Origin of the sequence: Robiginitalea biformata HTCC2501 (assembly GCF_000024125.1) — a bacterium.
In the GTDB taxonomy this organism is placed as follows: Bacteria; Bacteroidota; Bacteroidia; order Flavobacteriales; family Flavobacteriaceae; genus Robiginitalea; species Robiginitalea biformata.
In genome coordinates this window covers 1,261,091-1,275,833 of sequence record NC_013222.1, presented here as the reverse complement: position 1 = coordinate 1,275,833, position 14,743 = coordinate 1,261,091, and the positions used below count along the sequence as shown (strand labels likewise).

Here is a 14,743-nt window from a genome sequence, read left to right as displayed (position 1 = left end):
CAAATTAATATTCGGCGACTTTTTCGGTCGATGTGCGGGAAGTACCTTTCCGGGATGCCTGTCCCTGGATGGCAGCCTGTCCGTCCCGGTGGTCTTCCTCCTGTTGTTGTTCCTTGATGGCGCGTTCCACCTCCTCCTTGGAGACAGGTTCGCCGGTCTTGAGCCATTTGGCGCTTACTTTTACCCGGTTGTTGAACGAGAGGAAAAGCGGTAGCAGCAATAGGGTCAGCACTGTTGCAAACCCGATTCCGTAGGCGATTGAAATCGCCATGGGCTTGAGGAATTGGGCCTGCCGGCTCTTTTCCAGCAAGAGGGGTGCCAGACCGGCGATGGTGGTGATCGAGGTGAGGAAAATAGCCCGGAATCGGGATTTGCCCGCCTCGAAAATGGCATCGTCGAATTTCATGCCGTTTCGCAGGTTGCCATTGAATTTACTGATCAGTACCAGGCCGTCGTTTACCATGATGCCGATCAGGGCTATAATGCCCAGGAAGGAAAGCATGTTGAGCGGAAAGCCGTGGATCCAATGGCCCCAGGCAACTGCTGTGAGGCTGAATGGCACCAGCAGGATCAGCATGATCGGCTGGCTCAGGCTGCGGAAGGTAAAGGCAATGGTGATGTATATAAGCAGGAGCACAATCAGGCCGGCGGTCTGCATGGAATCGGTAGTCTTGGCGGCTTCCCGGTTCTGTCCTTCATAAGAGACGGAAACGGTGGGATAGCGCGACAGGATGTCCGGCATGACGTCCCCCCGCACCCAGGCCAACATGTCCGTTGCCGTGGTGGTCTCGTCGTCGGCGATATCCGCCGAAATCTGTATCTCGCGCCGCCCGTCCAGGTGGTTGATGGCCACATCCCCCCGGACGATTTCGTAGTCGGCAATTTCCTTGAGGGGAACCCGCTCGCCGGTCGGGGTTACGATCCGCATCTCGTCCATATCGTTGATGGAGGATCGGTTCGTCCGGTCGTATCGGACCCATACCCGCACCTCGTCCTGCCCGCGCTGAAACCGCTGTACCGGGGCGCCAAAAAATCCGGCGCGCACCTGGTTCATCACCGTCCGCAAATCCAGCCCCAGCAGATAGGCGTTCTCTTTCAGGTCGAGCCGGATTTCCTTGATCCCCGCCGGGTCGTTGTCCGAGACGTCCTTGAGAAGGGAATTGTTTTCCATGGCGCTTTTAAGCTCCGCCTTGGCGCCCTTGAGCTCTTCAATGTTGTTCCCCAGGAGGGAAACCGATACGGGCGAACCCCCGAAACGGCCGCCGGATCCGAAGATCAGGCTTTCCACCCCGGTAACCGGGCCCACGAGTTCCCGGAGCCGGTTGGATACGATATCCGACCCTACCGCATCGGGACGTTCCTCCCCGGGCAGCAGGTTGATGGTCAGGGATGCCTGGGAGGATCCCGGGCCGACGCTCTTGATGATGTTCTCGAACATCTCCTTATCCGAATTCGGCAAATACTGTTCGGTGAGTTCCCGGTTGACAATGAGCGCCTTCTCTTCGATCATGTCGATGATGGAGTCCGTGACCCGTTCATTGGTCCCGTTGGGCATAACGAGTTCCACGGAAACCCGGTCACTGGCGATGTTTGGGAAAAAGGCGGTCCGAACGATCCCGCCCCCGATGGAGCCGAGGGTCAGGACAAACGCAACGATAAAAAATGCAAAGGTCAGGATCTTCTGTCTCAGGGCAAAACTCAGGACGGGCACATAGACCGTATCCCGCATCCACATCATCAGGCGGTCGCCCATGCGGTTGATTTCACGCAACTTGGCAAAAGCTTGCCCCATGCGGCTTTTGGGCTTCTTGCTATGCGGTTGCAACGCCTTGGAATGCGCCAGGTGGGCCGGCAGGATAATCAATGCCTCTACCAGCGAAACAGCCAGGGTGAGGATTACGATAACAGATACCTCTCCGAAAAATTCGCCGAGCCGCCCGTCCAGGAAAAAGAAAATGGAAAAGGCCAGTATCGTGGTAATGATCGCAGAGACGATTGGAGGGATTACCTCCATAGTGCCGTCTATGGCCGCCTGTATCGGTTTTTTCCCTTTTTCGTAATGCTGGTAAATATTCTCGGCAATCACAATACCGTCATCCACCAAAATCCCGATCACGATGATCATCCCAAAGAGGGACAGAACGTTGATGGTTACGTCAAAAAACGGGGCGAAAATAAACATTCCCAGAAAGGAGATTGGGAGGCCGAAGGCTACCCAGAATGCCAGGCGCGTGTTCAGGAAAAGGGAGAGGAAGATCAGCACGAGGATCATCCCCATAATGGCATTCTCGGTCAGCAATTGGGTGCGCTGGTTCAGCGTGGTAGACTGGTCGCTGACGACGCTGAGCTTTACGTTGTTGTGCTTTTGGTTATAGTCCGCAATATATTCCTTGACCTTCTCCGCAGAGGTGATGAGGTCTTCTGTATTCGTACTGGTGATGGAAACGTCAACCGCGAGGTTGCCATCAAAATAGGCGGCATTCGGGCTTTCGGCAAACCGGTCGCGGATGGTGGCAACGTCCCGCAGGCGGACGGTCGTTCCCGAGGCATCCCCCCGGATGATCAGGTGGGAGAGTTCATCCCCGTAATACGCCCGGTTGTTGGCCCGGATAAGGTATTCCTCCGTATCTGTTTTAATATTCCCGCCGGTAACCAGGATGTTTGCATTGGCAATGGCCTGGGAAACCTCGGTAAAGGTCAGGTTGTAAGCCAGCAGGCTCTTTTCGTCCACGGCAATCTCGATCTCCTCCTCAGGGAATCCTGAAATGCTGATTTGGGAAATGCCTTCCATCCCGCGGATATCATTCTCAATCTGCCGGCCGATTTGCTTAAGCGTGCCGAGCGGAATCTGCTCCCCACTGATGGCAAAACTGATGGTCTGGCGGACAGGCCGGAGTTTGGAGACGATCAGAGGCTCCATGCCCGATGGGAAGGTAGGCACCTGGTCCACCGCGTTTTTGACCTCCAGGAGCATAAAGTCGATGTTCCGCCCCTTTTCGATCTCGACGTTGATGGTCCCGCTGTTTTCCCGGGACGTCGAGGTCACCCGCTCCACCCCTTCCAGGCCCTTGAGGTTGTCCTCGATCTTCAGGACAATCCCCTCTTCCACCTCCTGGGGGGAAGCCCCCGGGTAGGCAATGTTGATGGAAATGTTCCGGGACTCCACCAGTGGAAAAAAAGAGGAGTTCAGGTTTTTTGCCCCGTAGATCCCGAAGATCACACAGGCGATGATCAGCACGTCCACGGCCACGTGGTACTTGATGAAATAAGAGATAAGGTTGCGCATCGGGTGGTGGTATACGGTTAATTGGTCTGGGTGTTCCCCTCATAAACCTTTACCAGCATCCCCGCGTAGGCTCCCACCACCGGGCGGGAGACAATGGTTGCCCCTTCGGGGACATCCTTGAGTACAACGGATTTGTCGGTAAAGTAAACCGGGTTGACGTCGATCAGGTCCAGGATAGAGTCCCTGACGATGAATATCTGGTCGTTGTCGAGCAGCAGACCCCGGTCGATCTCAATGGCATCCTGCTCCTTCTTGGCGTTCAGGTTGGCTTCCAGGTACATCCCTTCCTTAAGCGAGGGGTCCCGGACTTCGATAAATGCGGTAATGGTCTGGGAATTCTGGTCTACCCGTGCATTGATGCGGGAAACCGTGCCGGAATAGGTACGGGTCCCTTCCAGGTTGGAGAGCTCCACTTCCTCGCCGATCTCCAGCAGATCGCTGAACGTTTTGCTGATGGCCACTTCCAGCTCGTACACGCCCGTATCGATGAATTCCCCGAGCTTCTGTCCGGAACGTATCAGCGTACCTTCGGTAACCAGGGCTTCCGTGAGCACCCCGTTGAACGGGGCGCGGATGGTGTACTTGGCCAGGCGCTCCTCCATGTTTTTCACATTGTAATAGCTGGTGAGGATGCCTCGGCCGGAAATAAAATAGCGTTCCTTCTCGTCCGGCATGTCGGGCAAAGGCGGCGTGGTTTCGTTCAGGTCGAAACTCGTCAGGTAGGCCTGCCATTTCGGGCTCACCTCCGGGTAGTCCAGCCGAAGGTCCGGCATGACGGAGGTTATCAGGTTATACAGGTTGCTTTTGGCAGATTGGACGCCTGCGCGGTATTCGGCCGCATCGATGGTAATGATGCGCTCACCCCGGCTGTATTTCTGCCCGGGCTTGAAGAGCTTGCTGCTGCGCTGGAAAACGCCCTGCACCTCCGAATAAAGCTCCACGCGGTTCCTGGCCACAAGGGTGCCGTTGGCCGGGACGATGATCGGTACGGACGTATTGCGCACGGTATCGACAAAAACGGTCTTGACCACCTTACTGGGCCGGGGTGTCGGTGTGGTCCGGCTGCTGATAATCGCCTGCGCCGCATAGATCGAGAGCGCGATCAGCAGGATGCCGAGGACCGATAAAATAATTTTTCTTTTATCCATGAGGGTTGATTAGACAAGGGATTAGACCGCAAAACTATCCATTAGTTTAATCGTCCTCCGTTAAATATATCTTAAATGGAAGTAATAAAAAAAGGGTGCCTATGGCACCCAAACAACTGCATTCCAATACATTAACCTTAAACTGCTACTTGTCTACGTCGTCCTCAAATTTCGTGTCGGCCATGCGGGTCCGCGAAAAGTCGAAGTTTTTGAAGTCGATCTCGGATTCCTCCTCGTCGTAGTCGAACACGAGAAGCTTATCCGTCTGCATGTTCGCCAGGTTCCGATAGGAATTGAATTCGTTGTTCTGGAGTTGAAGGACCTCAAGGCTCGCCAGCCGGCCAAACGATTCCGGGATGGCACCTCCCAGACGGTTATTGGACAGCACGAGTTCCTTGAGTTGGGCCAGGTTCCCCATACTTTCGGGAATATCGCCGTATAATTGGTTTTCAAACAAGCCCAGGGCCCGCAGGTTGTTGAGTTCCCCGATGGATTCCGGGATACGGCCAAAAAACTGGTTGCTCGACAGGTTGAGTACCTCCAGGCGCTTCAGCGAACCGATCCCATTGGGAATCCGGCCGGACAAAAAGTTATTGAAAACGGATAATTCCCGGAGCTCGGTCAAATTCCCGACGGTTTCGGGCAATTCGCCCTTCAGGCGGTTCATCTCCAGTTTCAGTACGCGGAGTTTCCGAAGCTTAAAGATAGTTGCCGGGAGCTGGCCCGTCAGGTTGTTGAAGGCCACGTTCAGGGTTTCCAGCTGTTGGAGCTGCCCGAGGCTTTCCGGCAGCGGGCCCATCAGGTTGTTGTGGAATAATTCAATCCCGACAACCCGGTTGTCGCGGACCGTAACGCCGTACCACGTGTCCACGGGTTCCTTCAGGTTCCATTTGCGAACCCAGTGCTTTCCATTGGTAGACTCATAGAGGTCCACCAGGATCTGCTTCTCGGACCCGGGCACCTCTGCGAGGGCTGCCAGGCCGACTAAAAGGCATACAACTGTAAGGAGTCTTTTCATCACCTGATTAAAGAATTTACTTACAATATTACACATTCAGAGCTGTAAGAACCCCAAATATTCGACAAACGGGCGTATTTTGTTGTGAAAACCCGGATTTCTGTGGTTTAGCAATATACCTAGCTGCTTACCCGAGTGCCTCGATCTCCGCTGCCACCGCTTCCCACTGCTTCATCAGCTTTTCCAGATCCTGCTTTTTCTGCTGGTAGTCGTCAAAAAAGCCGGGGTGGGCAATCGTAGCATCGTAGTCCATCAACAGCTGGTGGTCGATTTCCCCGATTTCCTTTTCGAGGGAGTGAATCCGGGATTCCAGGTTGCCCAGTTTATTGCCCAGGGATTTTTTCCGTTTCCGGTTGGCGTGTGCATCCGCCCCGCCGGCAGCACCCCCGTTGCCGTCATTTGGAGTGCCCGCCTGCTTCTTTCCCTCCGGGGATTCCGGGCTTCGCTTTTCAATGGCCCGGAAATCCTCGGCCTGCCGTTGCTCCAGATAGAAATCGATATCCCCCAGGTAGGGTTTGATGCCGCCATCGCGAAACTCATAGACCTCCCCGGTGAGCCCCTGCAGGAAGTCCCGGTCGTGGGAAACCAGGATCAGGGTGCCTTCAAAATGCTGGAGGGCCTCTTTGAGCACCCGCTTGGAAGCGATGTCCAGGTGGTTGGTGGGCTCATCCATGACCAGGACGTTAAAGGGCTGCAACAGCATGCGCGCCAGGGCAAGCCGGTTCCGCTCCCCCCCGGAAAGGACTTTTACGGGCTTCTCCACCTCCTCGCCCCGGAAGAGGAAGGATCCCAGGATGTCCCGGACCCGGGGACGGGATTTTTCGTCCGCCGCATCCACCATGGTTTCTTCAACGGTTTTTTCCCCGTCCAGGAATTCTGCCTGGTTCTGGGCAAAGTAACCCAGTTGGACATTATGGCCCAGCTTGCAGGTCCCCTTGTGGTCCAGTTCCCCAACCAGTATCCGCGCCAGGGTGGTCTTGCCCTGCCCGTTCTGTCCCACGAAGGCAATCTTCTTCCCCCGCTCAATCAGCAGGTCGATATCCCGGAGTACCTGGTTGTCCCCATAGGCCTTGGAGAGGCCCTCCAGCTCCGCAATGACCTTGCCGGGACGGACCGACAACGGGAAACGAAGCGACATGACCCCGGTTTCCTCCCGGTCTACCTCGATCCGTTCCATCTTGTCCAGCTTCTTGATCAGCGACTGGGCCATGGAGGCCTTGGAGGACTTGGCCCGGAACCGCTCAATAAGCCGCTCGGCCTGTTCAATCTCCCGCTGTTGGTTTTTCTGGGCGTTGAGCTGCTGCTCGCGGATTTCCTCCCGGAGCTCCAAAAATTCGGAATAGGGTTTCGGGTAATCGTAGATGCGGCCCAGGGAAATCTCGATGGTCCGGTTGGTAACCCGGTCCAGGAACATCTTGTCGTGGGACACGAGCAGTACGGCCCCCTGGAATTGCTGGAGGAATTCCTCCAGCCAGATAATGGAATCGATGTCCAGGTGGTTCGTCGGCTCGTCCAGGAGCAACAGGTCGTTTTCCTGCAACAGGAGCTTGGCCAGTTCAATCCGCATCCGCCAGCCGCCCGAAAACGTTTCGGTGGGAGCGTTGAAATCGGAGCGTTTAAAGCCGAGACCCAGCAGGACTTTTTCCGTTTCCCCTTCGTACCGGTACCCGCCGATCAGGTCGTAGCGCTGGGTGGTGTCGCTCAGGGAGACCATCAGGTCGTGATAGGCCTCGCTTTCGTAATCGTCCCGTTCCGCCAGGGCCTGGTTAACGCGCTCCAGCTCCTTCTCCAGCGCCTTGATTTCCCCAAAGGCCTGGTAGGCCTCTTCCAGGACCGTCCGTCCCTTTTCAAAATCGATATCCTGTTTCAGGTATCCGACGCGCAGGCCCTTTTCCCTGGCGATCGTACCCGAGGTGGGCTGGGTTTCCCCGCTCAGCAGGCGCAGGAGGGTGGATTTCCCGGCACCGTTCTTCCCGATCAGACCCACCCGGTCCCCCGCCCCCAGGCGGAAGGAAACCTCGGAGAAGAGGTCTTCCCCGGCAAAACTGACGGTAAGCTTGTGTACATTGATCATGGGTTCATGGCCTTGTTAGTCGGGCGCTACGCCCTGTCCGCCTTCGGGCGCTATGCCCTGTCCGCCTGCAAAAGTCCGAAAAATAAGGGAATCAGGGAGCCGTCCGGCCGTAAAATTTCGCGTACCGGGACAGGTCCATCTCCGGCGGGAGGGGGCGTCCCTCCTCCATGAAATCGGCCAGGCAGGCAGCTGCGTAAGGGGCCAGCAAGACGCCCCGCGACCCCATCCCGTTGAGTGCAAATAGCGCATCGTGTTCCGGGTGGCGGCCCACCAGGGGACGGCGGTCCGGGACTGTTGGCCGGATACCCGCGGATTGCCCCTCCACTTCAAAGTCCCGGTTGACGATTTTGCGGAGTTTGGCGGTGAGTTCCTCCCGGGCACGGGCCGTGGGTTCCGGGTCAAAATCGTTCCGGGCGTAGGTGGCGCCTACCTTGTACCGGTCTGCCCCCAGGGGGATCAGGAAGATATCCGATTTGACGATCCGGGTTTCCCCCAAACCGGGTATCCGCACCGTGAGGAGTTCGCCCTTGCTGCCCTGCAGGGGCAGGTAATCAAAAAACGGGTTGCCGCGCATCCCGAATCCCTCGCAGAAGATGATCCTTCGGGCCCGGATACCCTTGTACGCCAGGTGGTCCCGGTTTAATTCCAGGGCGCCGTGAACAAATGACTCGGCCCGGAGCCGGCCTTTTTCATGTAACTCTTCCCGGTAGGCATGGAGCAGGCGGGCCGTGTGCAACCGGCCGGTTTCCAGGACCTCCCCGAAGCCATGGGGGGCCTGCAAGCCATCATGGACATTTCGAACCAGGCGTGTGGACAGGAAGCGGGACAAGCCCGGCCGGTCTGCAGCTTCAAACCAGGCATTCTGTTCTTCCGCCGATGCCAGGCGCCTGAGGATGGGCAGCTTTTCATCGAAATGCCCCTTTAGCCGTTGCTGGAGCTTCTCGTAAAACGGCAGGGAAAAATCCATGAGCTCCTCCCCTTTCCAGGTGAGGTTCAGCCGCTTGAGCACCACGGGGTTGTACAGGCCCGCCGCCACCAGGGACGCCTTGCGGGAGGCGTCGTCGAACAGGCAAATAGTGCGGCCCCGTTCCCGGAGGGTTTCGGCCATGGCCACCCCGGCCAGGCCCGAGCCGACAATCAGGTAATCAAACATAGCTGCAAAGGTAGGGAAGGCGGATAAAAAAACAGCCCCGGCTTATCTGGCCGGGGCTGTCCTACATGTGAATTGGAAAGGGCGTTTTTAATAGGCCCACATATCTTGTTCGCGATTTCGGATCTGCTCTTTGATACGCTGCGACTCCAGGAGCTGGAACAGCGCGTTGTCGGCAATGTAATCGCGTATCTCGCGGTCTCCGTGCACGTTGTCTTCCTTATAGATCATCCCGTTGAACCTGCGGGCGTTGAGCAACATGTCAAAGGAAAGCGGTTGTGCCGAATTTCCCTGGTTGAATACCTTGGCCTCGTGCAGGATCTGCCGGGCGCTCGGGTACCAAACCCAGAACAGGGGCACCAGCGCATCCTCCGGCGCCATCGAATCGTCGTCGATGAAGTTCACGTCCGGAGCAACCGGGGCAATCCCCAGCAGGCGGTACTTGAGTTCCCCCTGCCGCTTGTCGAAGTACCACATCCCCTTGATGCGGTATTCCTCGATGTCGGCTGCCGTGATGTTCCGGCGGTTGATGTACTCGGCCGAAACCTGCTCCCCGGCGTTTACCTGCTCGTACCCCAGGTCGGTGGTATCCACCTTCTGGAGGGTCGCCTGCAGGTCGCTGAAGTTCCGCTTCTCCGTAAAATAGGAATCCACGTAAACGTCGGTGAGTTTCCCGTTTTTGATATTCTTGATCAGAACATCGTAAAGGGAGCGGCGGTCCGAGCCGATATCCACGGTGTCCGTCGGGTAGTACAGCGGGAAATTCACCCGCTCGTCCAGGTCGATGACTTCCCATACGGTCTTGGACCACAGGATATCGCGGTCGTCCACGTATCCGTAATCCAGGGGCGCATCGTTATCCATCGCCTTCTGGGCCTCGGTTCGCATGCCGATTTCTTCCGGCTTCTTGGCGTTCAGGATGTTGGCTTGCGCCCACCCGGACACCGGAAGAGCGGCAACCGCCCCGAGTACTAGTGCTTTTTTCCAATTCATTGTATTGTAGTATTTAGGTCTTTAATTACCGCGCAGCCGGCCTGGTGCCGAGCTGCGCGGATTTTCAATTAAATTCTCAATCTAGTTGGTGATCTCCACAACCACGGGAGATACCTTCTTCAACTTATAACTCCGGTTGTTGGTAATGTACGCCTCGATATCAAAGATCTGGATGGCATCACCCCGCCCGGCCCGACGCAACGCTGCCTTGGCACGCGCGTCCAGTTTGTTGCCGTTCACCTCAACGGTGGGCTGTCCGGGAACTTTCAGCTTAAAGCCGCTGATGGCCATATTCAGGTCAAAGTCAAAGTCTTCCAGCATGGCGCCGATGGTGGCGATTTCCAGGTTGTTGCGGGGCATTTTCACGCTGCCGCTCTCACCCCGGATGGTACCGGAAGGCCTCGGGATATCCTTGATGCGGAATTCGCTGTTGGTCGAGATCCGCTGGCCGTCGGGCAGCGTACCGGAAGCGGTAATGGTTACCGTACGGCCCGTACCCGGGTTCATCACGTAGTTGCTGCCGCTGCGCTTGCTCAGGCCGGGGGCCGAAGCAGACACTTTGTTGTCCGGGATCCCCGGGATGGAGATCGTCATCGGGTTGGCAACACCGCGGTATACCACGTTCATCTTGTCGGCAGAGATCACAGCCGCATTCGGCTTGGAGATTGTGGAGAAGCTGTTTTTAACAGGCACCTCGGTCTCCTCCCCGTCCTGCATATAGATCAGGGTACCGGCAATCTCGTGGTCGCCGGGGCTGCCGGCTCCGATCAGCATTTCCACGCCGCCTTCCTTGAGCTGGTAATCCTTCCCTTCGGCGAGCTTGCGCCCGTCCAGGGTCAGTTCGGCCCGTACAGGCTTGGCGGTCTTGTCGGTTTTACCCAGGACAATGCTTCCGTTAAACTTCTCCCCGGCATAAAAGGCCGATTTCTCGGACTCCAGCAGCGTGGAGAAATTCGTCAGGGACACCTGGGAAGTCAGCTCGCCTTGCAGCATCGCCTTCAGGGCCGCCTCCTCGGTGGCCTTGATGTCGGATTGCAGGGAGGTGATCTTGGTCAGGGAAGCGATCAGCGGGAAGCCTTCGTAGTGGTAGTTGATCCAGTCTACTTTGACCCCGTCGCGGCGCTCTACCTTGCCGTTTTCATCTCCGGTCTTGAAGCGCGTCTTCACCGCGTCCTGAACTTCCGGGAAGCCGTCGCCGAGGATGCCCAGCACCTGGGTGCGGTAGGCCTCGATGCGCTCCATGAACTCCTTGCCCTGGGGGGCCAGGTTATCGCCCTGGAAGAATTTCTGGTCCAGGTAATCGGACTTGTCCATTACCGTGTAATCCGTCGGGTCCTCGATGTCCTCCACCATGCTCGCCTTCAAATCCTCGAGGTAGGTGTAGTACTCCTGGGACAGCTGCTTAATCTGCTGAGCGTCCTGATAGAGCTCCGCATATTTGGCAGCGTCCTCCGACGCTTTGGTTTCCAGGCTCGCCAAAAACGCTTCGTTGTTTTCGGTGGCCTTGGAATTGGAAGTCTCCAGCTTTTCGTTCATAAGACCGAAGGCAGCCAGCACTTCCTTGCTCATATTCAATGCCAGCATCGCAATGAAGATCAAGTACATAAGGTTGATCATCTTCTGACGTGGCGTTTGTTTTCCTGATGCCATTATATCTAATTAGTTGTTAACAGTTACTTTGATTTGGGATTTAGAACGACAACCTAATTAGTTTCTGTTCATGGCAGTCAGCATGCCGCCGTAAACGCCGTTAAGCGAAGACAGGTTGCTGGCCAGGGACTCCATTTGCTCTTTGAGGGCACCGGCGTTCTGCACCACTTCCTCGTTGATGGAAGCCTGGCGGCTGGCACTCTCGAGCTGAACTTTGTACAGGCTGTTGAGCGATTCCATCTGGGAAGCGGCCTGGGAAAGTTCTTCGGAGTATTTCTTGGTGTGCTCAATAGCATCGGCCGTAGGGGCAATCCCCTTGGCAGCGCCTTCGAAGTTGCGGATGCTCTCGCCCAGGCTGCTGAACAGGCTGGCGTCGATGTTGGCTTCCTTGAGGAGCTCATCCAGTTTCCTGGAGAGGAGTCCTTCCGCCTCTTGGGCTTCTTCGGCTTGTTTCTTACGGTTGTTGCTCTGGGCTCCGGCGAGTTCCGGGTAGACCAAAGACCAATCGTATTCGTCGTCCACCGGCTCAAATGCGCTGATTGCAAAAATGAGGGCTTCCGTGATCAGACCGACTGCGAGGAGCAACCCACCGGTAAGCGGGCCGAATTCCCAGTGCAGGATCTTGAACAGCGCCCCGATGATTACCACCGAAGCACCCAGGCCGTAGGCCATGTTAAAGAGCTTTTTTGTTGATTTTGACTGTGCCATAATTAAGAATTTAAAAGAAGTTTAAAGTTAAATAAGTATTGGGTTAAGGTTTGATAAGCATGGTGTTAAAAAGCGGTTTACTGGGTGGAATCTTCCTCCCCCATGTAATCCTGGACGGTCCGGAAGCCAATGTAGCTTCGGGCGGAATCCTTGTATTCGTAATCCCGGGTACTCACCTGCAGGAAATACGCCACGTCTTTCCAGGAACCGCCCCGGATCACTTTCCGCGTATTGTTCTGGCTGTCGGCATTCGGGTTCATGGTTGAAGCGTATTCATAGGACCCCGGGTAGTAGCTGGAGTTTGTCCACTCCGATACATTACCGGCCATATTGTACAGGTTGAAATCGTTGGGTTCATAAGATTTGGCCTCCACGGTGTAAAGGGCGGCATCGGCCGCATAGTCCCCGCGCTGGGGCTTGAAATTCGCCATAAAGCAACCCGTGTCGCTGATCACGTACGGGCCACCCCAGGGATACGTACCCCCTTCGATGCCTCCGCGGGCCGCGTATTCCCATTCGGCCTCCGTCGGGAGGCGGAACTGGTTGACGAATTGCTTGCCGCGGGCACGCTGGTCGTCGTTCTTGAATTTGGTCCGCCAGTTGCAGAACGCCTTGGCCTGGCTCCAGGATACCCCTACAACCGGATAGTCGCTGTAGGCATCGTGCCAGAAGTAATCGTTGTGCATCGGTTCATTATAGGAGTATTCAAAATCGCGGATCCATACCGTGGTATCCGGGTAGATCGCGGTGATTTCCTGACGGATGAAGTCCTTCCGGCGGCCTTCCTTGGCGCGGGCGGCAGCTTCGATATCCATCCAGGTATACTTGTAGTTGAGTTTCGTCACGTCGATAGTCCGCTGCCCGTTGTAGGTTTCTTCCTCCGGGAGGTACATGGAATCCATCACCTCTGCGTAATAGACGTCCGGGTAATCCCGGGTATCCCAGATCAGGTCCTCGTCCTTGTTCAGGGCGCGGCCCTCGTAATAGTCCTCGCCAAAACCGGCGTAGTTATCGAGCATGTACTTGTCATAAACCGAGAGGTTGGCAGTATCTGCATCCTTAAAGGCGTAACGGCCGATTCCGTCATCCTCCGGACCCATCCCCAGCTCGTCGGCCAGGATGGCCAGCTTGGTCCGTACAATGGAATCCTTGACCCACTCTACAAACTGCCGGTACTCGCTATTGGTAATTTCCGTATCGTCCATATAAAAGGACCGGACAGTAACTGTTTTGGTAGGAGCGTTCATTACATTGGCCATGTCTTCTTCACTCTTTCCCATAATGAAAGCACCCCTGGGAATCAGTTCCATCCCGTAGGGTTTTTCCGGGTACCACTTTTTGCCTTTAACGCCTACCAGTTCCCCTTTGGATTTGGAACCGCAGCTGCTGAGCAAAAAAACAAACGCTATAGACGTTAACAATAGCTTCTTCATACTTTAGGTTAATTTCGGTTAAGACTGTACGGTACTATCTTCGATTATTCACTAAAACAGAAAATTGAATAATTTATTGTACGTACCGGCCTAATCTCGTGCAATTAAACGGCTTTAGTTAAAACCTTTTTTATAGGCTTTAAACCACCGGTCCGGAATATTCTGATCGCAGGCGTCCAGATAGTCCTGTTCGGTGCATGGTAATAACGCCGGCGAATCGGGTTTAGTATGCGCGCCGAGGAGGTTTGGGACCTCCACCCACCAGCGCCCCGTAAGCGTACTGTTGTAGAAGTGAAGTTGTTCGGATTGGCAGGGGACGATGAACTTGTTGAAATCCTTGCTGCCGCTGTCCGGTTGTTCGTCCACCCGGAAGTTGTGGCCTTCCATGAAATACCAGATAATCTGGGCGACCAGCTGGAAGGACTGGACGTTGTTTTCCATCTCAAAGATCCCGAAGGCGGAAATCTTGTCGCCCATACCCGCATACCGGGCAATGGCACAGATCTCCCTCCCCGTGAAACCGTTGGGCGAAAACGTGTCGGGCAGACCCATTTCGGAGGCCCGGATGGCCCGGGCGTCAATACTGACAAGGTGCGCATTGCGCAACACCGGTTCGGCCAGGCCCACGTCGGAGGTAATTTCCCCCAGGCGGTAGGCGTCGAAAAACAGCCGCTCCATCAGGTCGATCTCCTCCTGGGCATTGAAATAACTCTGGTACCCGATATTCGAAAAATTAAACAGGTTGTTGGGCTTGTCCGTGATGATCTTGCTCATATAGGAATTGGAGGAGATCAGTTCCTCCTCCGCCCCGAAGTCGAAACGGCTGTCCACGGCCACCAGGTTGACCATGTCGATAATCTTGTCAAAGGCCCGGTAGGCCGGGTAGGTAATATCCTGGGTAGCGCCGATCACAATCGGGATGATCTTCTCCTCGAGCAGCTCGGCGATGATTTCCCGGACCACAAAATAGGTGTCTTTAACGGTCTCCCCCTCGTCGATGTCCCCCAAATCGATGATGGTGCCATTCCAGTTCCCCTCCATAAGCCGGTAAAACTGCATGCGGATCTCCTCGAGTTCCAGGCGGCTCGTTTTCTTGATAAAGGCATTGCGGGATTCGTACACGCCCAGGAGGGCAAAGGTGGCCCCTGCCAGGACGGGCAACCCCTCCTTTTCCGTATGCTTGTAAATGGTGCGTCCCAGTGCCTGGGCGGGCAGCAATTCACAGTGGGCCAATACGCGCTGGGGAACCGGAAGTAAGAAATCGAATGCCATAGAACCCCGGG

Annotated in this window: 10 protein-coding genes; all 10 read right to left on the bottom strand. The window is 55.8% G+C overall.

Annotated elements, in window-relative coordinates; translation table 11 throughout:
* Positions 1 to 4 precede the first annotated feature (4 nt).
* Positions 5 to 3,286 carry an efflux RND transporter permease subunit gene (locus RB2501_RS05615; RefSeq protein WP_015753793.1) on the bottom strand — a complete coding sequence of 1,094 codons (3,282 nt, stop codon included), beginning with the start codon at positions 3,284 to 3,286 and terminating at the stop codon, positions 5 to 7.
* Between the two features lie 17 nt (positions 3,287 to 3,303).
* On the bottom strand, positions 3,304 to 4,434 hold the full coding sequence (locus tag RB2501_RS05610) for an efflux RND transporter periplasmic adaptor subunit (RefSeq protein ID WP_015753792.1): 1,131 nt from the start codon (positions 4,432 to 4,434) through the stop codon (positions 3,304 to 3,306).
* A 145-nt stretch (positions 4,435 to 4,579) separates the two neighbouring features.
* Complete coding sequence (locus RB2501_RS05605) at positions 4,580 to 5,452, bottom strand: leucine-rich repeat domain-containing protein (RefSeq protein WP_041327012.1); 873 nt, start codon at positions 5,450 to 5,452, stop codon at positions 4,580 to 4,582.
* 127 nt (positions 5,453 to 5,579) lie between these two features.
* Positions 5,580 to 7,526 (bottom strand): ABC-F family ATP-binding cassette domain-containing protein, encoded by a 1,947-nt coding sequence (locus RB2501_RS05600; RefSeq protein WP_015753790.1) that lies wholly within the window; start codon positions 7,524 to 7,526, stop codon positions 5,580 to 5,582.
* 91 nt (positions 7,527 to 7,617) lie between these two features.
* Complete coding sequence (locus RB2501_RS05595) at positions 7,618 to 8,679, bottom strand: NAD(P)/FAD-dependent oxidoreductase (RefSeq protein ID WP_015753789.1); 1,062 nt, start codon at positions 8,677 to 8,679, stop codon at positions 7,618 to 7,620.
* 87 nt (positions 8,680 to 8,766) lie between these two features.
* Entirely contained in the window at positions 8,767 to 9,669 is a 903-nt protein-coding gene (gene porN, locus RB2501_RS05590) for a type IX secretion system ring subunit PorN/GldN (RefSeq protein WP_015753788.1), read from the bottom strand.
* An 81-nt stretch (positions 9,670 to 9,750) separates the two neighbouring features.
* Positions 9,751 to 11,319 (bottom strand): type IX secretion system motor protein PorM/GldM, encoded by a 1,569-nt coding sequence (porM, locus tag RB2501_RS05585; protein WP_041327011.1) that lies wholly within the window; start codon positions 11,317 to 11,319, stop codon positions 9,751 to 9,753.
* Between the two features lie 57 nt (positions 11,320 to 11,376).
* A complete protein-coding gene (gene porL / locus RB2501_RS05580) occupies positions 11,377 to 12,027 on the bottom strand; it encodes a type IX secretion system motor protein PorL/GldL (RefSeq protein WP_041327010.1) in 651 nt (216 codons plus the stop codon).
* A gap of 77 nt (positions 12,028 to 12,104) precedes the next feature.
* Complete coding sequence (gene porK, locus RB2501_RS05575) at positions 12,105 to 13,460, bottom strand: T9SS ring complex lipoprotein PorK/GldK (protein WP_041327008.1); 1,356 nt, start codon at positions 13,458 to 13,460, stop codon at positions 12,105 to 12,107.
* 114 nt (positions 13,461 to 13,574) lie between these two features.
* Complete coding sequence (locus RB2501_RS05570; protein WP_041327007.1) at positions 13,575 to 14,732, bottom strand: formimidoylglutamase; 1,158 nt, start codon at positions 14,730 to 14,732, stop codon at positions 13,575 to 13,577.
* Positions 14,733 to 14,743: the final 11 nt, after the last annotated feature.

Coding starts and splice junctions, on each gene's coding strand:
- RB2501_RS05600 (WP_015753790.1), bottom strand. CDS start 7,526: ATGATCAATGTACACAAGCTTACCGTCAGTTTTGCCGGGGAAGACCTC.
- RB2501_RS05570 (WP_041327007.1), bottom strand. CDS start 14,732: ATGGCATTCGATTTCTTACTTCCGGTTCCCCAGCGCGTATTGGCCCAC.
- RB2501_RS05615 (WP_015753793.1), bottom strand. CDS start 3,286: ATGCGCAACCTTATCTCTTATTTCATCAAGTACCACGTGGCCGTGGAC.
- porK (WP_041327008.1), bottom strand. CDS start 13,460: ATGAAGAAGCTATTGTTAACGTCTATAGCGTTTGTTTTTTTGCTCAGC.
- RB2501_RS05595 (WP_015753789.1), bottom strand. CDS start 8,679: ATGTTTGATTACCTGATTGTCGGCTCGGGCCTGGCCGGGGTGGCCATG.
- RB2501_RS05610 (WP_015753792.1), bottom strand. CDS start 4,434: ATGGATAAAAGAAAAATTATTTTATCGGTCCTCGGCATCCTGCTGATC.
- RB2501_RS05605 (WP_041327012.1), bottom strand. CDS start 5,452: ATGAAAAGACTCCTTACAGTTGTATGCCTTTTAGTCGGCCTGGCAGCC.
- porM (WP_041327011.1), bottom strand. CDS start 11,319: ATGGCATCAGGAAAACAAACGCCACGTCAGAAGATGATCAACCTTATG.
- porL (WP_041327010.1), bottom strand. CDS start 12,027: ATGGCACAGTCAAAATCAACAAAAAAGCTCTTTAACATGGCCTACGGC.
- porN (WP_015753788.1), bottom strand. CDS start 9,669: ATGAATTGGAAAAAAGCACTAGTACTCGGGGCGGTTGCCGCTCTTCCG.